Genomic DNA, 20,628 nt, shown 5'->3' on the forward strand with positions numbered 1-20,628 from the left:
GGCACCGTCAGCGGCCTTCGACGAGCCGGGTGAAGTCGCGTTCGTTGCGCTCGGCCCGGCGCACGTACCAGCGGGCGATCAGCCACATGACGGGGTAGACCGCCACGCCGAGCGCGATCCAGACGAAGGGTTCCGGCGACCCTGGGGAACCACCGAGGGCCGCGGGCAGTGCGAACAGCAGCGGCAGCGTGCCGACGAGCACGGCGAGCGTGCCGAGCGCGTAGAGGGCGGCCCGCAGCTGGCTGCGCATCAGCGACCGCACATAGGTGGTGCCGAGGGTGGTCTGCTCGCTGATCTCGGAGCGGGCCGGGGCATGACCGGGCGGGCGGCGGGTGCCGCGCGGCACACCGGTGACCACCTCACGGCGTGGCGTTTGGTCTGCAGACATCGGCGTCCGCTCCAGCGTCTCTAGGCGAACTCGGGGAGGTGGTGGAGTCTACGCAGGGACGATCACCGACGGTAGAGAGGAACGGCGCCGCCCTTGGGACACGCCTCATGGCTGCACCGCGCCTGGTCAGCGGCCGGTGTTCCGGGCGCAGTCGCTCAGCGCGATCTCCAGCTCCACATAGGATTCCTCGGCCCTGCGGAAGGCGACCTCGAGGGCCGCTTCCCCGCGCGGGCCGGCGATGCCCCGCGCCGCGTCCCGGATGTCGTAGAGCACGTCCGCCCAACGGCCGGCGGCGCTTCTGACGGTGGCGAGCAGCGCTTCGAGGTCCCCGGCGTCGGCCGGCCGGCTCGACGGGAGCCTGCGGAGCTCGTCCAGCAGTGCTTCGATGTCGCGCATCAGGCCCTTTCTTCCCGGCCCGGTCAAGGTTAGGCGCGAGCCGCTTCCGTGGGGGCCGGTCACGGTGCCGCGTCGGTGTGCGGCCCTGTCCGGGCGACGAACGGTCGGCGATGATCGCCGAACGGTCGCCTCAGCCGCGCGCGTGCCGCAGCAGCAGGTCACGCAGCTGACGGGCGTGGCGGCGGCTGACCGCGAGTTCGGCGTCCCCGACCCGCACGGTCGTCGTGCCGGCGTCCAGCCTCAGTTCGTCGATGCGTCCCAAGGCCACCAGGTGGCTGCGGTGTATGCGGACGAACCCGCGGGAGGCCCAGCGCTCCTCCAGGGCGGACAGCGGGATGCGGACGAGATGGCTGCCCGCGGCGGTGTGGAGCCGGGCGTAGTCACCCTGCGCCTCGACGTAGGTGATGTCGTCCACCGGCACGAAACGGGTCACTCCGCCGAGCTCCACCGGAATCTGCTCCGCTCCCCCGCCGTTCGGCACGGCCGGTGCGGCCGGTGCGGCCGGTGCGGCCGGTGCGGCCGGTGCGGCCGGTGCGGCCGGTGCGGCCGCGCCCGGCGGGAGGTAGGCCGGGGGGACGGGCCGCGCGTCCTGCCGCTGAGGTTCCCGCAGAGGGACGACCAGGTCGCGGACCCGGCGCACGGCTTCGGCGAGCCGTTCCCTGCGGACCGGCTTGAGGACGTAGTCGACGGCCTTGAGGTCGAACGCCTGGACCGCGAACCCCTCGTGGGCCGTGACGAAGACGATCAGCGGCGGCCTGGCGAACCCGGCGAGCAGCCTCGCGACGTCGAGCCCGGTCAGCCCCGCCATGTGGATGTCGAGGAAGACGACGTCGATGGCGTCCTCGCTGTCCGGTCCGGCCTCCAGGGCCCGGCCGATGCGGCGCAGCGCCTCCGTTGCGTCGGTCGCGCCTTCGGCGCTGCGGATCCGTGAATCGGCACGCAGGAGGTAGAGCAACTCTTCGAGCGCCGGTTTCTCGTCGTCGACAGCCAGTACGCGCAGCATGCAGCGGAGTCTAGGCGCGGTCCGCGCGATGCGGCCACGCCCCCGGAAGGGCGTCCGGCCCGGCTGCGGAAGGACTGCCGGCTTTGCGATCGCGCTCGCCTCGGCGACGGGTTGAGCGCATCGCCTTCCCGCTGCGTATTCCAGGGTGACCGCCCGTAACACCTGAGGAATCGAGGACCGCCCATGAGCCGGCAGCAGCCGCACCTGGATGTGGCCGCATACGCGCTGGGCATCCTGGAACCGGCCGACGCGTTCCGGTTCGAGGAGCACCTTGCCGGTTGTGTCACGTGTGCCGTGGGGCTGTCCGACTTCACCGCCCTGGCCGGCGCGCTGTCCGAGCTCGCCGGTCCTGACCGGGTCGACGCCCGCCCCGGTCCGAAGCTGCTCGAGCGGCTCACCGGCGCAGTGGTGGTGCAGCGTCGCCGGGACCGCCGGCGGCGGCTGGTGCTGGTCGCCGTGGCCGCGTCGCTGATCGTCGCGCTGCCCACCGCGGTGATGACGGTCCGGGGCGCCGGGGAGCCCGCGTCGCCGCGGGTCGTGGCGTCGGATCCGGCGACCGGCGTCACCGCCTCCGTGGCGCTGGAGGACCGCGGCTGGGGCACGGCGGTCGCGATGCGGCTCACCGGGCTCGCCGGTCCGCGTACCTGCCGGCTCGTTGCGATCGGCAAGGACGGGGTGGAGCACCCCGTCCTGAGCTGGTGGGTGCCGGAGGGCGGGTACGGCGTACGGGAAGGGCCCGGCCGAGAGGGACCGCTGGACCTCGAGGCGAGCACCGGGCTGCACACGGCGGAGATCGGCCGCTGGGAGGTCCGGGCGGCGAGCGGCGAGCGGCTGCTGTCGATCGGCGGCTGAAGCCTGCCGGCCGGGCGTCACCCGGTCAGCGCGAGCGGCCCCGGCGTCACTTGAGCAGTCGGGAGAGCCGGCGGTCCGCGAGCGGGCGGCCACCGGTCTGGCAGGTGGGGCAGTACTGCAACGACGAGTCGCTGAAGGCCACTTCACGGACGGTGTCGCCGCACACGGGGCACGGTCGGCCGGTGCGGCCGTGGACGCGCATGCCGCTCTTCTTCTCCGACTTGAGCCGGCCCGCCGCCAGTCCCCGTGAGCGTTCCACGGCGTCGGCGAGGGTGGTCCGCAGCGCCTCGTACAGCGTGTCGGTCTCTTCGCCGCTGAGGTTCTGCACGGGTTTGAAGGGCGACATCCTGGCGGCGTGCAGGATCTCGTCGCTGTACGCGTTGCCGATGCCCGCGATCAGACCTTGGTCGCGCAAGGCGCCCTTGATCCGGCGGCGCTCGCCCTCGAGCACCCTGGCGAACGCGGCACGGTCGAAGTCGTCGGAGAGCGGGTCGGGTCCGAGCCGCGCCACCCCGGGCACCTCGGCCGGATCCCGGACGACGTGCACGGCGAGCCGCTTGGTGGTCCCGGCCTCCGTCAGGTCGAAGCCGCCGCCCCCGGCCAGCACCGTCCGCAGCGCCAGCGGCCCTTTGCCGGGACGCGGGGGCTGCGCGGGGAGCTCGTCCTTCCACTGGAGCCAGCCCGCGCGGGCGAGATGGGCGACGAGGTGAAGGCCGCCCGCGGTGATGTCGAGCCACTTCCCGTGCCGTTGAACGGCGGTGACGTCCGTTCCCTCGACGGCGGAGAGCGGCGGGTCGTAGGTCTTGAGAACGCTGATGGCCACCGGCAGCACACGTTCGATCCTCCGGCCCACCAGTTGGGCGTCGAGGAACTCCCGTAGCGCTTCGACCTCGGGCAGTTCGGGCATACCCCCACCCTGCCGCAGCGGGCGGCGCGCCGCGCGCCGGATCGGCTCGCGCGGTGGCGCTCCACGTGGGTGGGCCTCAGAGGCGGTAGACGCGGGTCGCCGTGTCTGCGAAGACGGCTCGCCGCTCCTCCTCGCCGAGGTGCCCGGTCAGTGCCCGGGCGGCGCCCAGAACCTCCGCGTAGCCGGCGGCGAGGTTGCACACCGGCCAGTCGGAGCCGAACAGCAGCCGGTCCGGCCCGAAGGCCTCCAGCACCGTGTCGGCGAAGGGGCGCAGGCCGGCGACGGTCCAGGAGGACCAGTCGGCCTCGGTCACCAGACCGGAGAGCTTGCAGACGGTGTTGGGGTGCGCCGCCAGTGCGCGTACCGCGCGGGTCCAGGGCCCGGGTTCGGCAGAGGCGACGGGCGGCTTGCCGAGATGGTCGAGAACGAAGGTGAGTCCGGGCACCCTCGCTGCCGCCCCGGCCGCCGCGGACAACTGGTGCGGCAGGACCACGACGTCGTAGACGAGTCCGGCCTCCGCGACGGCGGCGAGGCCGCGCAGGACGTCGGGGCGCAGCAGCCAGTGAGGGTCCGGTTCGCTCTGGACCTGGTGGCGGACGCCGACGAGCCGGTGGCCGCCGGGGAGTTCGCGGAGCGCGGCCAGCGTGTCGGCGACGCCGGGGGCGGTGAGGTCGGTCCATCCGACGACCCCGGCGACGAGGTTGTCGGCGGCGGCGAGGGCCAGGAATTCGGGGGTCTCTTCCACGGCGCACACCGTCTGGACGAGCACGGTGGCACGCACCCCGGCGGCCCGGGCCAGGGGCGACAGGTCCTCGATGCCGAAGGAGCGCCGGATCGGGGCCATCGCCCGGCCGCTGATCCATTCCTGGTCCCGTACGGAGAGGTCCCACACATGGTGGTGCGCGTCGACGACGTTCACCGCGGTGCTGCTCCGGCGCCGCCGGGCGCCTTCGGTGCTCGCTGAGGCGTGTCGGGCAGCAGCCCCTCGGCGCGCAGTTCGTCGAAGAGCGCGGCCGGTACGGGTGTCGCGAGCAGCTCGGCGGTGTCGCGTACCTCGGCGGCGGACCGCGCGCCGGTGAGGACGCCCGCCACGGCCGGATGGCCGAGGGAGTAGTGCAGGGCCGCGGCACGCAGGGGTACCCCGTGGCGTTCCGCGGTCTCCTTGAGGCGCAGGGCGTGCGCGACGAGGTGCGGCGGCGCGGTGGTGTAGTCGTAGTGGGCACCGGGGCGGGGATCGGCGAGCAGCCCGGAGTTGAATACGCCGCCGACGACGACGCTCTTGCCCCGGGCCTGCGCCTCCGGCAGCAGGTCGGTCAGCGCGCTCTGGTCGAGCAGCGTGTAGCGGCCGGCGCACAGGACGGCGTCGACGTCGGTGTCGCGCAGGAAGCGGGCAAGCATCGCCGCCTGGTTCATGCCCGCGCCGACGGCGCCGACGACGCCTTCGGCCCGCAGTCTTTCCAGCGCCGGGTAGGCGTGCCGGAAGGCGGCCTCCGCGTGGTCGTCGGGGTCGTGGAGGTGGACGACGTCGACGCGGTCCAGGCCGAGTCGCCGGAGGCTGTCCTCGATGCTGCGCAGGACGCCGTCGGCGCTGAAGTCCCATACCCTCCGGTGGTCGGCGCGTACGGCGAAGCCGTGGGCCAGGTCGTCCCCCGCCACCGGGCACGGTTCGAGCAGCCGGCCGACCTTCGTGGAGAGCGTGTACGCGTCGCGCGGCCGGGCACGGAGCGCCTCGCCGAGTCGCCGTTCGGCCAGTCCGAGCCCGTAGTGGGGGGCGGTGTCGAAGGCGCGGATGCCCACGTCCCAGGCGGCGTCGACCGTGGCGGCCGCGTCGTCGGGGCCGACGGGTGTGTAGAGATTGCCGATGCCGGACGCCCCGAAGGACAGTTCGGTGATCTCGACCGCGCTGTGTCCGAGCGTGCTGCGTCGCATCCGGCTCTGCCCCCTCGCCAGTGGATCCCGAGGTCCGGCGATCCATATTCATCGGACCACTGGAGTCCGTCAACATCGCCGGCTCGGCAAAAGCCGCGGTTTGATCCTCCATCTGTCCGATCTGTCGCCGCAGCGCGCCACCCGCCGCCGCAGCGTCGCACGGCGGCCGCGGACCGCCGTCCCGGCGGAGGCCGACACAGCCGCTGCTTGAGCGTCCTGCGGCCGGGTACCCGCGATCCGCACCCGGGGCCGCACCGAAGGAGTTCCCAATGCCTGCCCGCGACGCACTGGCGGAGTACCGCCGCAAGCGCGACTTCCACCGCACCACCGAGCCCGCGGGAAGAGGCGGCCCCAACGACCGAGAGGCGCTCTCGTTCGTGGTCCAGATCCACGACGCGAGCACGATGCACTTCGACTTCCGCCTCGAGGTGGACGGCGTCCTCAAGAGCTGGGCCGTCCCGAAGGGTCCGTCCGCCGACCCGGGCGCCAAGCGTCTCGCCATGCCGACAGAGGACCATCCGTTGGAGTACGCGGACTACGAAGGCGTCATCACACCTGGTGAGTACGGCGCCGGCGCCGTCATCATCTGGGACGAGGGCACCTACCTCAGCCTCGCCACCGACCGGCGCGGCGACGAGATCCCCTTCGCCGACGCCCTGGCGGCCGGCCACGCCTCGTTCTGGCTCGACGGCAAGAAGCTGCACGGCGGCTATGCGCTGACCCGCACACGCGACAGCCGGGACGGCGGACGCGAGACGTGGCTCCTGGTGAAGAAGCACGACCGGCACGCCTCCTCGCACCACGCGCCGGAGCCCCGCCGGGCCCGGTCCGCCCGCACCGGCCGGACCCTCAAGGGGGTGGCGGCGGACGCGTCGTCCAACAGTGCTTGAGTCGGCGCGCGCTCCGCACATTCGCCGGAGCCCTGGGCAAGGATGGTGCGGATGATGTTCTCGGACGCCGTCTACGCGGCCTTGGGGGTCGGCGCACTGGCGGCAGCCGTGGTGCCGCGGATCGTGTTCAAGCGCCCGTTGTCGATGCCCATGGTGTTCCTGGCCGCGGGTGCGCTCGTCGCCGCTCTCCCTCTCCCGGTGCCGGTCGTGGACCCGGTACGGGACCGGTTGTGGGTCGAGCACGTCACCGAGGTCTGCGTGATCGTGTCCCTGATGGGCGCCGGCCTGGCCATCAACCGCCCGTTCGGGCTGCGCGCATGGGCAGGCCCCTGGCGTCTGCTCGGGATCACCATGCCGCTCACCGTCGCGGGCACCGCGCTGGCGGCAGGCCTGCTGCTGGACTGGCCGTTCACCCTCGCCCTGCTGCTGGCGGCGGTCCTCGCGCCCACCGATCCGGTGCTGGCGGCGGAGGTCCGGGTCGGGGAGCCCACCGACGCCGAGCAGGACGAGGACGAGGTGCGCTTCACCCTCACCAGCGAGGCCGGACTCAACGACGGGCTGGCCTTCCCTTTCGTGCTGGCCGCACTGGCCGCCGCCTCCGCGGCGGCTTCCGGCGGCCGGCCCTTCGAGTGGATCGGCGGCTGGCTGCTGACCGACCTGCTCGGAAAGAGCGCCATCGGCGTGCTGACGGGGCTGGCGGCCGGGCTGCTGCTCGGACGGATGTTCTTCCGGGCCAAGGTGTCCGCCCTGCGGCTGTCCGAGCACATGGAGGGCTTCGTCGCCCTGGGCGCCACCTTCGTGTCGTACGGCGTGGCCGAACTCCTGCACGGCTACGGCTTCCTCGCGGTCTTCGTCACCGCCTGCGCCATCCGGTCCGCCGAGCGCAGCCACGGCTACCACAAGGTCCTGCACGAGTTCACCGAGCAGGTCGAGCGTTTGCTGACCGCCTTCCTCCTCTTCCTCCTCGGGGCTATCTGGTCACCGGCGGGCTCGGCGCTCTCAGCTGGCCGGGCGCCCTCCTCGGCGTCCTGCTCATCCTCGTGATCCGCCCGGTCACGGGCTGGGTCGGCCAGCTGGGCTTCCGTACGGGCACCCGCGAGCGGCTCGTCACGTCCGCCTTCGGCATCCGCGGCATCGGCTCGCTGTTCTATCTCGCGTACGCCCTGGGGCAGGGCGGTTTCGCCACACACGCCGAGGAGCTGTGGTCCGTCGTCGCCTTCACCGTCCTGGCGTCCGTCATGCTCCACGGAGCCGCGGCCACCCCGGTCATCAGCCGTCTGGACCGGCTCCGCGGCCGATCCGGCCCACCGCCGTGATTTGGCGGTTTCGCGGGGTGCCGCATCAGGGCGTGAGCCGGTCCGGGATACGGAACTCGCACCATACGCACTTGCCGCTGCCGCGTGATTCGACGCCCCAGCTGTCGGAGAGCCGGTCCACCAGCATCAGGCCGCGCCCCGAGACGCCCGCCACGCCGGCTTCGCGCCGGCGCGGCAGCGCGCTGGAGCGGTCCTCGACCTCGACCCGGAGTCGCCGTTCCGCTCCGGCCAGGACCCGCACGGTGACGATCGCCCCGCCGTCGGTGTGCATCAGCGCGTTCGTGATCATCTCGTCGGCGGCCAGCTCGATGTCGTCCGCCCGATCGCCGGCGCCCCACGCGCGTACGGCCGCCCGGACCATGTGACGTGCCGAGCTCAGCGCCTCCGGGTCGCCCTGGGCGACGTGCTGCTGGAGGCGGCCGCCCGCCTGGGCGGTGAAGGCGCCCTTGCGGCGCAGCAGCAGGAGCGCCACGTCGTCGTCGCCCCCGCGATCGTCCACCACTTCGCAGAGCCGGTCCGCCAGCAGCTGGAGGTCGCGCGGACCGCCGTGCACGAGCTCGGCCAGCAGTTGCATCCCGTCGTCGAGGTCGGCTCCGGGCTGTTCGACCAGACCGTCCGTGTACATCACCAGCGTCTGCCCGGGGTCGAGTTCGACGGTGCCGACCGGGTACTCGAGCCGGCCGAACTCCGCGGAGAGCCCCAGCGGCAGCCCGCCCTGGAGCGCCAGCCTCCGGCAGCTGCCGTTGAGTTCCCTGATCAGCGGGTCGACGTGTCCGGCCCTGACGACCTGCACGACCCCGGTGGACAGGTCGACCTCGGCGTAGGTGCAGGTGGCGAAGCGGTCGGTGTCCAGTTCGTGCAGGAAGACGGACGCCCGGGCCATCACGGTGGCCGGGGTGTGGCCTTCTGCGGCGTAGGCACGCAGGACGATGCGGAGCTGTCCCATCACGGCGGCCGCATGTGTGTCGTGGCCCTGTACGTCCCCGATGACGGCTCCGACACGGCCGCCCGGCAGCGCGATGATGTCGTACCAGTCACCGCCGATGTCCCGCCCGAACCGGGCGGAGCGGTAGCGCACCGCGATCTGCGCTCCCGGCACCTCGGGGAGCCGGCGCGGCAGCATGGCCTGCTGGAGCCCCTCCGCGAGGTCGTGCTCCTGTTCGTAGAGCATCGCCCGCTGGATGCTCTGGGCGATGCTGCTGCCGAGCGCCACGAGGAGGTTGCGCTCGTCGGCGCTGAAGCCGGTCTTGTCGCTGTAGAGGAGTCCGAGCGCTCCGATGGGGCGTGCCTGGGCGATCAGGGGCAGGTAGGCCGCGGCGGTGACGCCGAGTCCGCGGATGTGGGGCCACAGTACGGGGTAGGACCGGGCGAAGTCGGCCTTGGACTCGATGAAACGCGGGGTGAGCGTGCGGACGACTTCGCTCATCGGGTACTGCTCGTCGACCCGGGTGTAGCGGGTGCCCGGCACGAAGGAGCCTTCCGGCCCTTCGGCCACGAGGTGGATCCGGCCCGACTCGAGGAGTCCCATCACGAGGCTGGTGGCGCCGAGGTGCTCGAGCCCGTGCGTGTTCTTGAGCAGTTCGATGACGTCCTGCACGGTCCTGGCGTGCGCGAGGGCGGCCGTGGTGCTCTCGACGACGCTGGTCTGCCTGCGGCGCTCGAGGTCGACCTCGATATGGGCCGTGGAGTCGGCGAGCTCGTCGGTGGCGTCCCTGACGATGCCGATGATGCGCACGGGGCGGCCGGTCTCGTCCCGCCGTACGCATCCCTGGGTATGGGTCCACCGCAAAGTGCCGTCACGGCGCCGGATACGGAAGTAGGCACCGTAATTGTCGTGCCCGCTCTTGAGTGCCTGGGCCACCATCGTGTCCAGCCGGACGGCCTCGTCGGCCGGTACCCGCATGCCCAAGCTCTCCGGACGGCCGTCGTACTCCTCGGAACGCAGGTCGAACACCTCGAGGCCTGGCCCGTCCATGTGCATGAGCCCGCTTGAAAGGTCCCAGTCGAAGGTGCCCATGCGGTTGAGGTGCAGGCTCACGTCCGCGTGCGCCGGCCAGTCGTCGGGGAGCGACAGGGCACCCGCTGCCCGATCAACCATGGAGCCACTCTGTCACGATTTGCCGTCTTCCACGAGCTGTCGGACGGACCACTCAGCGCGGCAGCACGTGGGTCTCCGGAAGGGATTCCTGGCCCGGGCCGGCGGGAGCGAACGGTTCCGTACCGACCGGATCCTGCTCCTGCCCGGCCTCCGACCCCGCGGTGAGACCGGGGTCGACCGGTTCGGGCTCCACGATGTCCGGCACCCCTTGATCCAGGTCCGCGGGCAGGTCCGGCTGGGGGGCGGCGGGCACGTCCGGCTCCACCGGCGGTTCGGGCGGCGCGGACTGGACGGGCGCCGGCTCCACGGGCAACTGCGGCTGCGGCGGGGCGGCCGAGGGCCGGGGCTCTGGAGTGGCCCGCTCCGCACCCGCCGAGTCCACCGCTCCGCCCGGGGCCGTACGGCTGGGGTCGCCGAAGACCTCGTCGGGGTCGACGGGCGGAAGCACAGCGGGCCCGGCGTCGTCCTCGCCCTCCGTGCCGCCGGGGCGCTCGATCCAGCCGTTGTCGACGGCGCTGACGAGCAGGAGGTTGTTGACGGCCTGCGCCGCCGGCTTGATCACGATCACCCGGTCCGCCCGGTATCCGGACCAGGGCTCGCCCTTGTTGACCAGCGCGGTCCTGATCGCCACGGGCTGCTTCAGCGGCGCTCCGGAGGCGCAGCGCACCCGCGGCGCCCCGAACTCGTCGACCAGTACGGCGGTACCGGCCTGGAGCACCGATTGCCGGGCGACGGCGGCGCCGTCGTGGAAACCGTGACCGGTGACGCGGACGTCGACGCGGAGCACGACCGGGGTGAGGCCGCGCAGGAACGCGGCGACGCCGGACCGCTCGACGCCCACCGCTTCGGCGAAGGCCTTCGCCTTGCGCTTGTCCGCCGCCAGCAGCCCGGCCTGACGTCCGACGTCGCAGGCTGCCTCCCCCTGGATGCCCGCATAGAGGCCCGGCGTCGCGCCGGACATCGTACGGAGGCTCACCCCGCCACCGGACGGGCTCTTCGGCGCGCCGGCGACGACCGGCAGCGCAGGGGGCGTCCCTGCCGTGACGGTCGACGCGGTGAAGGGGTCCGGCCCCGGCGCGGCGAGCGACTGGAGGAGGATCTCCCCCGGCTCCGCTGCCCTGCTGTCGCCGCCGCAGCCGGCGGCCAGCGGCCCCAGGCACAGCACGGCGACCGTCGCGTACAGACCACGCATCGGTGAGCGCACCAAGATCTCCCGCCTCCCGCAACTCGAGATGTTCCTCAATTTCTGACGGATCATCACCGAAGCCGCGACTTGAACGCGTTCAGTTCAGCGCATAAGGTCAGCACGAGAAGGGTTTGAACACGTTCAACCGATGGGGGGTGCGGCATGTTCGTACTGGTCAACCTGATCGTCATGCTCGGGATGCTGGTGATCGTGCCCGCCGGACTACGTCTTGTGGACCCCGTACGGCTGGCGCCCGTTCGGCGGATGTGGCCGCTGTTCGCCGTGCCGGGCGCGGTCGCACTGTGGCTGCCGCGGGGGCCCGTCGCCACCGCGCTCGCCGTCGTCTACGCGCTGGGCACACTACTGCTCGCCGCCCAGGCGCCGCGGCGGCTGGTCCGCACCCGTTCCTCGGCGCCCGCCGAGATCGCGGTGCTCACCGCGCTGGCGGCACCGTCCGTCGCCGGCCTCGCGCTGGTCGCCGAGCGGGCGGGGTACGAGTTGCTCGGCTTCACGCTGCCGATCCTGGCGCTGACGGTGCCGCACTTCCACTTCGCGGGATTCACCGCCGCGCTCGTGGCGGGCCTGGTGTGCAACGCGGCCGCCGGACGCCTCGCCCGTTTCGCCGCCCTGAGCGTGCCGCTCGGCACGCTGACCGTCCTCGCGGGGTACTTCGTCGACGACTGGGCCGAACTGGCCGGCGCGCTCGTGCTGACCGCGGGCATGTGGGGAGTGGCACTGCTGACCTGGCGCGACGTCCGGGGCGCGGAACGGGACCCGTACACCCGGGCGCTGCTGGCCGTCTCTGCGGCCGTGCTGGTGGCGACGATGCTGCTGGCGCTCAGCTGGGCGGTCGGCCAGGCCGCGGACGTCCCGCACCCCGGCCTGACATGGATGGCCGCCACCCACGGGCTGGGCAACGCCCTCGGCTTCGCACTCTGCTCGGTACTCGCCTGGCGGAAAATCAAGGACATGAAGGAGAGTGCCGTATGAACGGCGCGGACAGGACCACGGGACGCCTCACCTACCGGAACGTCGGTGCCACGCGGCACGGGCCGCTCCCTGCCGGCTACAACCACCTGCACCACACCACCCGGATCGGTCAGGGCCGGGCCGCCTTCGAAGCGGCGGGCACCGCCGTGACGACCTGGCGGATGCACCGCGGCTCGGGCGCCAGGCTGCGGGCCTCGGCCGGCCGCGCCGAACCCGGCGCCCGCGTCGAGGTGTCCGTCGGCGTCGGCCCGCTCCGCGTCAGCGCGCCGTGCGAGGTGATCTGGACGGTGTACGAGAATGACCGCACCGGCTTCGCCTACGGCACCCTCGCCGGGCACCCGGAGACCGGTGAGGAGTCGTTCGTGGTGGACCTGCACGACGACGGTTCCGTGTGGTTCACCGTCCAGGCGTTCAGCAGGCCCGCCGCCTGGTACAGCCGGCTCGGCGGTCCGGTCGTGCCCGTACTCCAGCACTGGTACGCCCGGCGGCTCGGCCACACACTGCGGCGGATCGCCGCGGCCTGATACTGGAAACGATGGGATGGTTCGGCGACGACGCTTACTGGCTCAGCCGGCTGGTCTTCCAGCGGGCTCTCGCCGTCGTGTATCTCGTCGCCTTCCTCACCGCCGCACTCCAGTTCCGGGCACTGATCGGCGAGCGGGGCATGCTGCCGGTGCCGGACTTCCTGCGCCGGGTGCCCGCCAAGGACTCGCCGAGCCTGTTCAGGCTGCACTACTCCGACCGCTTCTTCGCCTGTGTCGCCTGGACGGGCTGTCTGCTCTCCGCGGCCCTGGTCGCCGGAGCCGCCGACCGGTTGCCGCTCGGGGTCGCGATGGCCTGGTGGGCGGCGCTGTGGCTGCTGTACCTCTCCATCGTCAACGTGGGCCAGACCTGGTACGGATTCGGCTGGGAAACCCTGCTGCTGGAGGCCGGTTTCCTCGCGGTCCTCCTCGGCAACGAGCAGACCCAGCCGCCGGTCCTGGTGCTGTGGCTGTTGCGCTGGCTGCTGTTCCGGGTGGAGTTCGGGGCGGGTCTCATCAAGATCCGCGGTGACCTGTGCTGGCGGAATATGACCTGCCTGTACTTCCATCACGAGACCCAGCCGATGCCCGGCCCGCTGAGCTGGTACTTCCACCACCTCCCCAAAGTCGCCCACCGGGTGGAGGCGGCGGCCAACCACGTGGTCCAACTCGGGGTTCCTGTCCTGCTCTTCGCACCGCAGCCGGTGGCGAGCGTCGCCGCCGGGCTGATCGTGGTGACCCAGCTGTGGCTGGTCCTCTCGGGCAACTTCGCCTGGCTCAACTGGCTGACGATCGTCCTGGCCCTGTCCGCGCTGGACGGCTCGCTCGTCGCAGGAAGCCACTCACTTCCCGGAGCACCGCTCTGGTTCGAGATCGTGGTGATCGCCGTGACCGCGCTGCTGCTGGTCCTCAGCTACCGTCCGGCGCGCAACCTGCTCTCGAAACGGCAGGCGATGAACCGCTCGTACGACTCACTGCACCTGGTCAACACCTACGGCGCGTTCGGCACGGTGGGCCGGGTCCGGCTGGAACTGGTCGTCGAGGGTACCGACGAGAGGACCCTCAAGGAGGGCACCGTCTGGCGGGAGTACGAGTTCAAGGGCAAGCCGGGCGACGTGCACCGGCTGCCGCGCCAGTTCGCGCCCTACCACCTGCGGCTGGACTGGCTGATGTGGTTCGCCGCACTCTCTCCGGCCTATGCGCGGTCCTGGTTCCTGCCCTTCGTGGAACGGTTGCTCGAGGGCGACCGGGACACACTGCGGCTGCTGCACCGCAACCCCTTCCCCGACAGGCCGCCGGCCCATGTCCGGGCACGGCTCTACCGCTACCGGTTCACCACCGGGCGGGAGCGCCGTGACACCGGGGCATGGTGGCACCGTACATATGTCCGCGAATTCCTGGCCCCGACACGGCTTTCGTGAAGGGATGACAGCGGCGGGGCGTCATCCGTGTGCCCCCGGCCCGGGCGGGCGGGGGCACACGGATCGAAGCGCGGGTCAGGTCAGTCGATACCCGGCAGGATGTGCGGTTCGGCGAGGTCTTCCTCGTATCCGGCGAGCCGGATGGGAGCCGAGCGCGCCCAGACCTCCAGATTGCCGATCTCATCGGCCTTGGCGGCCCGTTCGACGCCGCGCTCCGGCGTCCGTTGGTCCTGCTTCACATCTTGTGTCACCGCGCACTCCTCTGTGTCGCGTAACTGGAACAGGGCAGTTCGGTCGCGGTGGCGCCGTCACTCTGGCGGGACCGCAGCCTGGTTGCAGACCTGTCCCAGGACGGCCGAAGGGGTTTCGTGGATCCCTTGGTGGCTGTCCATTGACCCCAGGTTAACCAAATGAGCACCAACGCGCTCGATGGGGCCTCTAATTCCGCTTGATTCAGGCCAAAACCGTGTCCGAACCGCAACAAAAGGCCGGTGCACCCGTATCGGGTGCACCGGCCTCGGGCGCGGCGCGATCCACGCCTGGAACAGTGGCGCGATGTGCGCCTGGGCGCCTACCAGTTCGCCGGGGCGTAGTCCTTGAGGAAGCAACCGTAGAGGTCCTCGCCGCCCTCGCCGCGGACGATCGGGTCGTAGACGCGGGCGGCGCCGTCGATGAGGTCCAGCGGCGCGTGGAATCCGGCGTCCGCCAGCCGCATCTTGTCGGGGTGCGGCCGCTCGTCGGTGATCCAGCCGGTGTCGACGGCCGTCATCAGGATGCCGTCCGCCTCGAACATCTCCTGGGCGCTGGTACGGGTCAGCATGTTCAGCGCGGCCTTGGCCATGTTGGTGTGCGGGTGGCCGGCCCCCTTGTAGCCGCGGCTGAAGACGCCTTCCATGGCGGAGACGTTGACGACGTACTTCCGCTTGCCTGACGCCGCGGCCATGGCCGGGCGGAGCCGGCTGATCAGGATGAACGGCGCCGTCGAGTTGCAGAGCTGCACCTCGAGCAACTCGACGGGGTCGACCTCGGAAACCGTCTGGATCCAGCTGTTCGTGTCGTGCAGATCGGGCACGAGGCCGCCCGCGTCGATGGCCGTCCCGGCCGCGATGCGCTCGAGCGAGGCGGAGCCGCTGACCAGGGCGAGGTCCGTGACGTCCTGGGCCGTCAGCCCGTCCCCGGCGGACGACGGGAGCGCGGCCACCGACTCGACGGCGCCGCTGCCGAAGGTGCCGATGACCTGGGCCGGCGGCAGCTCACCCGCAGGGAGCGGCGCACTCTCGGCGACCAGCAGCTCCCGGTACGCCTGCGGGGAGCGGCGGACGGTCTGGGCCGCGTTGTTGATCAGGATGTCCAGCGGACCCTCGGCGGCGACGGAGTCGGCGAGGGCCACGACCTGCGCCGGGTCGCGCAGGTCGATGCCGACGATCTTGAGACGGTGGATCCACTCGTCACTGTCCGGCATCGCCTTGAAGCGGCGGATCGCGTCGTTGGGGAAGCGGGTGGTGATGGTCGTGTGAGCGCCGTCCCGCAGCAGCCGCAGGGCGATGTACATGCCGATCTTGGCGCGGCCGCCGGTGAGCAGGGCGCGCTTGCCGGCCAGGTCCGTCCGCGCGTCGCGGCGGGCGCGGTTCTCGGCGGCGCACGACTGGCACAGCTGGTGGTAGAACGCGTCGACCTCGACGTAGCGCGCCTTGCAGATGTAGCAGGAACGCGGGCGGCGGAGTATCCCGGCGATCTCGCCCATGACGGAGGACGACGGCAGCAGGCCCTGCGTCTCGTCGTCGATCCGGGCGGCCGAACCGGTCGCGGTCGCCTCTGTGACGGCCTTGTCGTGCGCCGTCTTGGAGGCCCGTCGCTCCTGGCGGCGGCGCTGCTTCACCGTCCGGTAGATCCCGGCGGTGGCGCGGCGTACCGCGATCGCGTCCGGATGGTCGACCTCGAGCTTGTCGAGCTCCTCGAGCACGCTCAGGCAGACGGCCAGCCGCTCCGGGTCGATACCCGGCCCGTACGCCACCGGGCTGTCCTCTGTCACCGTCATTGCTGGTTGCCGTTCCTCGGTCACTCGAATGCCACGTTTCAAAAGCACGACTGTACTGAGAGTCGAGTGGTCGGCCAAATGACGGCCGTCACGCCGGCCGTCTCCGCCGCGGGTCGGGCGCCTCGGTCCGCCGGCGCCGGATGGCCGGATCACGTCGGTCCGCCGAGTGATCGTCGAGGCCGCGGACCGGTCTGGACCTCTGGTGCCTCAAGGGCCGCCTTGCCCCGGGCGCCCATGGAGGCCGTCGCCCTGACGACGCGCCTCGCGCCGCCGGGGCGGCGTCAGGAGCCCCGACGCGGCACATCCGTTTTGCGACAGGTTTCACATTTTCCCCACAGGTCCGGCCGGGCGAGCCTCACTATGTGATCCGTCGGTCCGACGTGGCGGTCGCCGTGTGCGCTCCGGCCACTTCCAGGGGGAACAGGGCATGCCGGATGGGGGTCCGGCATGCCCTGTCGGGGGGTTTCCGCCGGGCCGCCCGCGGGCCGAGCGGATTCGTGGCGACCGGAGCCGTCTCCAACGTTGCAGAAGCATGCGGGTGACAGTCCCCGAACGGATACTTGAGAGGCAACCGCGTGCGCGCCGACCGGTCCGGCAGTCGTCCCGGGAGAGCGCGCCCCCGCCGGAAGGGGGACTTCGGCACTACACCCGTACTACGTCGGTAGTACGCCCAAGTGCCTGCTCAAGAACGACGACGTGAAGCCGGACACGGGACAGGGTGGTGACCATGAGTTCCCTCGCGCTGTCCGTGCTCCTGTCACTCGTCTCGGCGGTCGCCTACGCGGCCGGGGCGATCCTGCAGGAACACGTGGCGACCACGACGCCCTCCAGGCCGTACGCCCCGCTGCACCAGAAGCGCTGGTGGGCCGCCGTCGCCCTCAACGGCGTGGGAGCCGTACTGCACGTGGTGGCCCTCGCGTACGGCCCGCTGAGCCTGGTCCAGCCGCTGGGAGCTCTCACCATCGTCTTCGCCCTGCCGATGGCCGCGCTGTTCGTCCGGCGCAGAGCCGGCCGCACCGCGTGGCGCGGGGCCATCATGGCGACCGCCGGACTCGCCGGGCTTCTCGCCCTCACGGGGGAGGCGGAATCCCGCTCGCTGGGCACGGCGGGCCGTGGCGTCCTCGCGGCGGCGACCCTCGGCACGGTGGCACTGCTCTTCCTGATGGCGCAGGGCATGCACCGGCCGATCATGCGCAGCGTCCTGTTGGCCGGCGCGGCGGGCGTCGCCTTCGGAATCGCGTCCGTGTTCACCAAGTCGGTGGCCGTGGACTGGCAGTGGGACTCACCGCTCAGCCAGTGGCCGAGCCTCGCGGTCATCGCCGCGTTGGCGACGGGCGGCCTCCTCCTGTCGCAGGCGTCCTACCGGGGCGCCGGTCTCGCGGCGCCCCTGGCGACGGTCACCGTCGTCAATCCGGTGGTGGCGGCGGTCGTCGGCATCACCATGTTCGGCGAGGACTTCCGCTACGGCGTGGTCGGCACGGTACTGGCGCCGGCCTGCGGGGTGGTGGCGGCCGGCGGCCTGATCCTGCTCACGCTCGAGCGGATGGGCGGGACTGCGGGCGAGGGATCAGACCGACACGCCTCTCGCCCTCAGGTAGGCGAGGGGGTCGATGTCCGAGCCGTACCCGGGGCCCGTACGGATCTCGAAATGGAGATGAGGCCCCGTGCTGTTGCCGGTGGATCCTGAGCGGGCGATCCGCTGACCGGCGCTCACCTGCTGGCCCGCACGCACGGTCAACGCGGACAGGTGCGCGTACTGGCTGTAGCGGCCGTCGCCGTGCCGAATGACGATCTCGTACCCGTACGCGCCGCCCCAGCCGGCCGAGACGACCTTCCCAGAGGCGACGGCCTTCACGGACGTGCCGGTGGGCACGGCGAAGTCGACGCCCGTGTGATAGCCGCTCGACCAGGACGAACCCGCCTTGCGATAGGCGGTCGACGGCCCGGCGACGACGGGCGCGGCGAACGAGGCGGCCTCGGTGCGGGGCTTCTGCGCCGGCGCGGGCTTCGGCGCGGGCGTGGGCTTCGGTGCCGTCTTCGGCTTCGGTGCCGCCTCCGGTCGCACCTTCTCCGCCGGGCGGTCCGGCCTGGCGGTGGCGGGGCGCCGATCCTCCTGCGGTGCGGCCTTGCCCCGCAGGGTGAGCCGCTGCCCGGGGAAGATCAGATCGGGGTCGTCACCGACGACCGTGCGGTTCTGCTCGTACAACTGCTGCCAGCCGCCCTCGACCCGCTCGGTACGGGCGATCCGGGAGAGCGAGTCGCCGCGGGCCACCGTGTAGCCCTCGCGCTGCGTCGGAACGGTCGTGGGGGACGCTGCGGCCTTCGGCGCGACCCGCTTCGGCGGAGCGGCTTCCTGGGGTCGCGGCTGCATGATCCGGGGGGCGTCACCGCCACGGGTCAGCCCCGCCTTCACCGAGCAGGTGGGCCAGGCTTGCGGGCCCTGCGCCTCGAGCACCTTCTCCGCGACGGCGATCTGCTCGTCCTTGGTGGCCAGATCCGCGCGCGGGGCGTACTGGCGGCCGCCGTACGCCTCCCAGGTGGCCTGGCTGAACTGCAGGCCGCCGTAGTAGCCGTTGCCACTGTTGATCCGCCAGTTGTCGGTCGACTCGCAGGCCGCGACCTTCTCCCACACGTCCACGGAGGCGGCGTGCGACGATCCCGCGCCGACCAGGGGCAGCGCGATGCCGGCGCCGCCGGCCGTGACGGTCAGCGAAGCGCGGTTGATGCGGCTCGGCTGGTATCTGCGGTGTCGACCGGTTCCGGCCATGACGGGCTCCCCCTGGACGCATTTCAGGTCATGTCGCAATCGGCCAACTTAGGCGGCGGGTACGGACAGTGACAAGGTCTCAGCGGAGAGCTGGCCGATACCGGACGGTGACGATGCCCCCACCCCGCCCCTCCCCGAAACCGGGGCAAGCCCCGGACCCCGACGGGGGCTGACGCCCCCTTCACTCTCCGGGAGGAGAAAAGAGGTTCGGTGGGGGCTGACGCCCCCACACCCCAAGGACGGCAGCTTCGCGCCGCGAAGGTCCCCGCCTACGCGTCCCCGGCGACTCGTCGACTCGTCGACCGCAGCGGACACCGGCCGGGCTCAGAGGGCCCACCATGCGCGGCCCGACCTGAGCTGGCGCGCGCCCAGAGGCCGGACCGTCGCCCCGCGTGGAAGCGGCCACCGGCCGATGGGGCCTGTCCGACGGGAGGGGGCGGGGTCGGAGGAGGGGTGTCCGGAAGTCAAGCGCCGCAACTCGCGCGCAGCGCGGTGAGGACAGCCATTCCGGACACCCCCTCCGGAGGCCCCGACACCCGGCACCAACCACCAAGCCGGCGCCCCGCCCCGCAGGACGCGGCGACGCCGAAATCCGCGCGGCTACGTCACGCGTGCCGGGCGCGTCCCGCCGCGGGTGAGGAAGTGGGAGAGCGGCAGCGTCGCCGCGCCCACCGTGACCGCGTCCGCGCCCAGGCGGCCCAGTTCGATCGTCGTGCGGGCGGCCGCGTGTCGAAGGGCGTACTCGGCCGCGTAGCGCCGCACTTGGGGCAGGAGGTGCGGGCCGAGCTGGAGACCGGCCCAGCCGCCGAGCAGGATGCGCTCGGGCCGGAAGAGGTTGATGAGGTCGGCGACCGCGGCACCCAGGTACTCGGCCGTCTCGTCGAGGAGGGCCAGGGCCGCAGCCTCGGCCGGCCCGTCGAGGGGGTACGCCGCGGCAAGCAGCGCGGCCAGTGCTGTCTCGTCGCCCGGTTCGTCCGCGTCGTCCGTATCGCCTGCCGCCGGCGCTCCGCGCGCTTCCCGCCAACGTTCACGGAGTGCTTCCGCGCCGGCGTACGCCTCGAGGCAGCCGAGGGATCCGCACCGGCAGCGCCGCCCGCGGATGTGGACCACGGTGTGGCCCCATTCGAGGGCGTCGGTGCGGGCGCTCTCGTCGGGGGTGGCGGCGTGCACGACGCACGCGCCGACTCCGGAGCCGATGAGGGCGACCGCGGCGGAGGCCGCTCCCCGGCCGCCGCCGAACCACATCTCCGCCTGCCCGAGGGTCTTCGCACCGTTGTCGATGAACAGCGGTGCCTCGGACGGGATGTCGACGGCCTTCCGCAGCAACTGCTCGAAGGGGACGGCGTTCCAGCCGATGGTCTGCCCGTGCACGACGGCTCCGTCGGCGGAGTGCTCGACGATGCCGGGCACGCCGATGCCGACGCCGAGCAGAAGGCCGGGATCCGCGTCCGCGTCGCGCAGGACGTCGGCGACGGCGGCGCGTACGTGGGAGACGATGCGGTCGACGTCGTAGCCGTGCTGGGCGAGCGGCCGCTCGGTGCGTGCCAGTTCGGTGAAGGAGAGGTCGAAGAGTTCGGCCCGTACGCGGGTCTCACCGATGTCGATGCCGATCAGCAGTCCGCTGCCGGGGGCGACGCGCAGCAGTGTCCGTGGCCTGCCGCCGTCGGAGTCGACGATGCCGGCCTCTTCGAGAAGGCCTTCGGTGACGAGTTCGGAGACGACGTTGCTGATGGAGCCCGAGCTGAGTCCGGTGGCCGGTCCGAGTTCCTGGCGGCTCAGCGGACCGTCGAAGTACAGCCGCTGGAGGACCAGCGCGCGGTTGCCGCGACGCAGGTCGCGCACAGTCCGTCTCTTGCCGTCCGCCATGGTGCTCCTTCCCTGGAGGCAACATACCCCGGCGGCATCGCTGCTCCCCGGACAGGGGCA

General features: G+C 72.1%; 18 protein-coding genes and 1 pseudogene. 7 read left to right on the forward strand and 12 right to left on the reverse strand.

Annotated elements, in window-relative coordinates; translation table 11 throughout:
- Window positions 1-7: 7 nt before the first annotated feature.
- From GLX30_RS03885 to GLX30_RS03895, 3 genes are all read right to left on the reverse strand, one after another.
- On the reverse strand, window positions 8-388 hold the full coding sequence (locus GLX30_RS03885) for a hypothetical protein (protein ID WP_159683525.1): 381 nt from the start codon (window positions 386-388) through the stop codon (window positions 8-10).
- Window positions 389-514: 126 nt separating this feature from the next.
- Window positions 515-784, reverse strand: coding sequence for a hypothetical protein (locus GLX30_RS03890; protein ID WP_159683528.1), 270 nt, complete (start codon window positions 782-784; stop codon window positions 515-517).
- A gap of 130 nt (window positions 785-914) precedes the next feature.
- Window positions 915-1,787 (reverse strand): response regulator transcription factor, encoded by an 873-nt coding sequence (locus GLX30_RS03895; RefSeq protein ID WP_159683531.1) that lies wholly within the window; start codon window positions 1,785-1,787, stop codon window positions 915-917.
- A 183-nt stretch (window positions 1,788-1,970) separates the two neighbouring features.
- On the opposite strand from GLX30_RS03895, the gene GLX30_RS03900 reads away from it, so the two are divergent.
- Window positions 1,971-2,639: a zf-HC2 domain-containing protein gene (locus tag GLX30_RS03900; protein ID WP_159683534.1), complete on the forward strand. Its 669-nt coding sequence runs from the start codon at window positions 1,971-1,973 to the stop codon at window positions 2,637-2,639.
- Window positions 2,640-2,685: 46 nt separating this feature from the next.
- On the opposite strand, the gene GLX30_RS03905 is transcribed toward GLX30_RS03900, so the two are convergent.
- The 3 genes from GLX30_RS03905 to GLX30_RS03915 form a co-directional block, all read right to left on the reverse strand.
- On the reverse strand, window positions 2,686-3,546 hold the full coding sequence (locus tag GLX30_RS03905; protein ID WP_159683537.1) for a DNA-formamidopyrimidine glycosylase family protein: 861 nt from the start codon (window positions 3,544-3,546) through the stop codon (window positions 2,686-2,688).
- Window positions 3,547-3,622: 76 nt separating this feature from the next.
- Window positions 3,623-4,465 (reverse strand): amidohydrolase family protein, encoded by an 843-nt coding sequence (locus GLX30_RS03910; RefSeq protein WP_159683540.1) that lies wholly within the window; start codon window positions 4,463-4,465, stop codon window positions 3,623-3,625.
- The gene (locus GLX30_RS03915; protein WP_159683543.1) at window positions 4,462-5,475 is read right to left on the reverse strand and encodes an aldo/keto reductase; all 1,014 of its coding nucleotides are present in this window, start codon (window positions 5,473-5,475) and stop codon (window positions 4,462-4,464) included. Before GLX30_RS03915 ends, GLX30_RS03910 begins: the two co-directional genes overlap by 4 nt.
- 269 nt (window positions 5,476-5,744) lie before the next feature.
- Between GLX30_RS03915 and GLX30_RS03920 the strand changes: the two genes are divergently transcribed.
- Together GLX30_RS03920 and GLX30_RS03925 are read left to right on the forward strand one after the other, a co-directional pair.
- The gene (locus GLX30_RS03920) at window positions 5,745-6,365 is read left to right on the forward strand and encodes a DNA polymerase ligase N-terminal domain-containing protein (protein ID WP_159683545.1); all 621 of its coding nucleotides are present in this window, start codon (window positions 5,745-5,747) and stop codon (window positions 6,363-6,365) included.
- 51 nt (window positions 6,366-6,416) lie between these two features.
- Window positions 6,417-7,681 (forward strand): annotated as a pseudogene (locus GLX30_RS03925) (cation:proton antiporter).
- A 25-nt stretch (window positions 7,682-7,706) separates the two neighbouring features.
- On the opposite strand, the gene GLX30_RS03930 reads toward GLX30_RS03925, so the two are convergent.
- Window positions 7,707-9,779, reverse strand: coding sequence for a SpoIIE family protein phosphatase (locus GLX30_RS03930; protein WP_159683548.1), 2,073 nt, complete (start codon window positions 9,777-9,779; stop codon window positions 7,707-7,709).
- A 52-nt stretch (window positions 9,780-9,831) separates the two neighbouring features.
- Window positions 9,832-10,983 (reverse strand): DUF6777 domain-containing protein, encoded by a 1,152-nt coding sequence (locus GLX30_RS03935; protein ID WP_159683551.1) that lies wholly within the window; start codon window positions 10,981-10,983, stop codon window positions 9,832-9,834.
- A gap of 144 nt (window positions 10,984-11,127) precedes the next feature.
- On the opposite strand from GLX30_RS03935, the gene GLX30_RS03940 reads away from it, so the two are divergent.
- From GLX30_RS03940 to GLX30_RS03950, 3 genes are read left to right on the forward strand one after another with little or no spacing between them, the layout of a single operon-like run.
- Window positions 11,128-11,955 (forward strand): YndJ family protein, encoded by an 828-nt coding sequence (locus tag GLX30_RS03940; protein WP_159683554.1) that lies wholly within the window; start codon window positions 11,128-11,130, stop codon window positions 11,953-11,955.
- Complete coding sequence (locus GLX30_RS03945; RefSeq protein WP_159683556.1) at window positions 11,952-12,479, forward strand: DUF1990 domain-containing protein; 528 nt, start codon at window positions 11,952-11,954, stop codon at window positions 12,477-12,479. The genes GLX30_RS03940 and GLX30_RS03945 overlap by 4 nt, the downstream gene beginning before the upstream one ends.
- Window positions 12,480-12,490: 11 nt before the next feature.
- Entirely contained in the window at window positions 12,491-13,897 is a 1,407-nt protein-coding gene (locus tag GLX30_RS03950; protein WP_159683559.1) for a lipase maturation factor family protein, read from the forward strand.
- A gap of 80 nt (window positions 13,898-13,977) precedes the next feature.
- Here GLX30_RS03950 and GLX30_RS34270 read toward each other — a convergent pair whose 3' ends face one another.
- Both GLX30_RS34270 and GLX30_RS03955 read right to left on the reverse strand, forming a co-directional pair.
- A complete protein-coding gene (locus tag GLX30_RS34270) occupies window positions 13,978-14,148 on the reverse strand; it encodes a hypothetical protein (RefSeq protein ID WP_167306790.1) in 171 nt (56 codons plus the stop codon).
- A gap of 320 nt (window positions 14,149-14,468) precedes the next feature.
- Window positions 14,469-15,935, reverse strand: a complete 1,467-nt coding sequence (locus GLX30_RS03955; RefSeq protein WP_159683562.1) for an SDR family NAD(P)-dependent oxidoreductase — start codon at window positions 15,933-15,935, stop codon at window positions 14,469-14,471.
- 727 nt (window positions 15,936-16,662) lie between these two features.
- Between GLX30_RS03955 and GLX30_RS03960 the strand changes: the two genes are divergently transcribed.
- On the forward strand, window positions 16,663-17,622 hold the full coding sequence (locus tag GLX30_RS03960) for a DMT family transporter (protein ID WP_244257995.1): 960 nt from the start codon (window positions 16,663-16,665) through the stop codon (window positions 17,620-17,622).
- Here the strand turns inward: GLX30_RS03960 and GLX30_RS03965 are convergent.
- Together GLX30_RS03965 and GLX30_RS03970 are read right to left on the reverse strand one after the other, a co-directional pair.
- Window positions 17,503-18,702: a peptidoglycan DD-metalloendopeptidase family protein gene (locus GLX30_RS03965; RefSeq protein ID WP_159683568.1), complete on the reverse strand. Its 1,200-nt coding sequence runs from the start codon at window positions 18,700-18,702 to the stop codon at window positions 17,503-17,505. The genes GLX30_RS03960 and GLX30_RS03965 overlap by 120 nt on opposite strands.
- Before the next feature lie 600 nt (window positions 18,703-19,302).
- On the reverse strand, window positions 19,303-20,568 hold the full coding sequence (locus GLX30_RS03970; protein WP_159683570.1) for an ROK family transcriptional regulator: 1,266 nt from the start codon (window positions 20,566-20,568) through the stop codon (window positions 19,303-19,305).
- Window positions 20,569-20,628: the final 60 nt, after the last annotated feature.

The organism is Streptomyces sp. Tu 2975 (genome assembly GCF_009832925.1).
Lineage (GTDB): Bacteria > Actinomycetota > Actinomycetes > Streptomycetales > Streptomycetaceae > Streptomyces.

Excerpts from the sequence above, each read along its gene's own strand:
- GLX30_RS03920 (WP_159683545.1), top strand. The coding sequence starts at position 5,745 with ATGCCTGCCCGCGACGCACTGGCGGAGTACCGCCGCAAGCGCGACTTC.
- GLX30_RS03930 (WP_159683548.1), bottom strand. The coding sequence starts at position 9,779 with ATGGTTGATCGGGCAGCGGGTGCCCTGTCGCTCCCCGACGACTGGCCG.
- GLX30_RS03905 (WP_159683537.1), bottom strand. The coding sequence starts at position 3,546 with ATGCCCGAACTGCCCGAGGTCGAAGCGCTACGGGAGTTCCTCGACGCC.
- GLX30_RS03895 (WP_159683531.1), bottom strand. The coding sequence starts at position 1,787 with ATGCTGCGCGTACTGGCTGTCGACGACGAGAAACCGGCGCTCGAAGAG.
- GLX30_RS03955 (WP_159683562.1), bottom strand. The coding sequence starts at position 15,935 with ATGACGGTGACAGAGGACAGCCCGGTGGCGTACGGGCCGGGTATCGAC.
- GLX30_RS03965 (WP_159683568.1), bottom strand. The coding sequence starts at position 18,702 with ATGGCCGGAACCGGTCGACACCGCAGATACCAGCCGAGCCGCATCAAC.
- GLX30_RS03900 (WP_159683534.1), top strand. The coding sequence starts at position 1,971 with ATGAGCCGGCAGCAGCCGCACCTGGATGTGGCCGCATACGCGCTGGGC.
- GLX30_RS03960 (WP_244257995.1), top strand. The coding sequence starts at position 16,663 with ATGAGTTCCCTCGCGCTGTCCGTGCTCCTGTCACTCGTCTCGGCGGTC.
- GLX30_RS03950 (WP_159683559.1), top strand. The coding sequence starts at position 12,491 with ATGGGATGGTTCGGCGACGACGCTTACTGGCTCAGCCGGCTGGTCTTC.
- GLX30_RS03970 (WP_159683570.1), bottom strand. The coding sequence starts at position 20,568 with ATGGCGGACGGCAAGAGACGGACTGTGCGCGACCTGCGTCGCGGCAAC.
- GLX30_RS03885 (WP_159683525.1), bottom strand. The coding sequence starts at position 388 with ATGTCTGCAGACCAAACGCCACGCCGTGAGGTGGTCACCGGTGTGCCG.
- GLX30_RS03915 (WP_159683543.1), bottom strand. The coding sequence starts at position 5,475 with ATGCGACGCAGCACGCTCGGACACAGCGCGGTCGAGATCACCGAACTG.
- GLX30_RS03940 (WP_159683554.1), top strand. The coding sequence starts at position 11,128 with ATGTTCGTACTGGTCAACCTGATCGTCATGCTCGGGATGCTGGTGATC.
- GLX30_RS03890 (WP_159683528.1), bottom strand. The coding sequence starts at position 784 with ATGCGCGACATCGAAGCACTGCTGGACGAGCTCCGCAGGCTCCCGTCG.
- GLX30_RS03945 (WP_159683556.1), top strand. The coding sequence starts at position 11,952 with ATGAACGGCGCGGACAGGACCACGGGACGCCTCACCTACCGGAACGTC.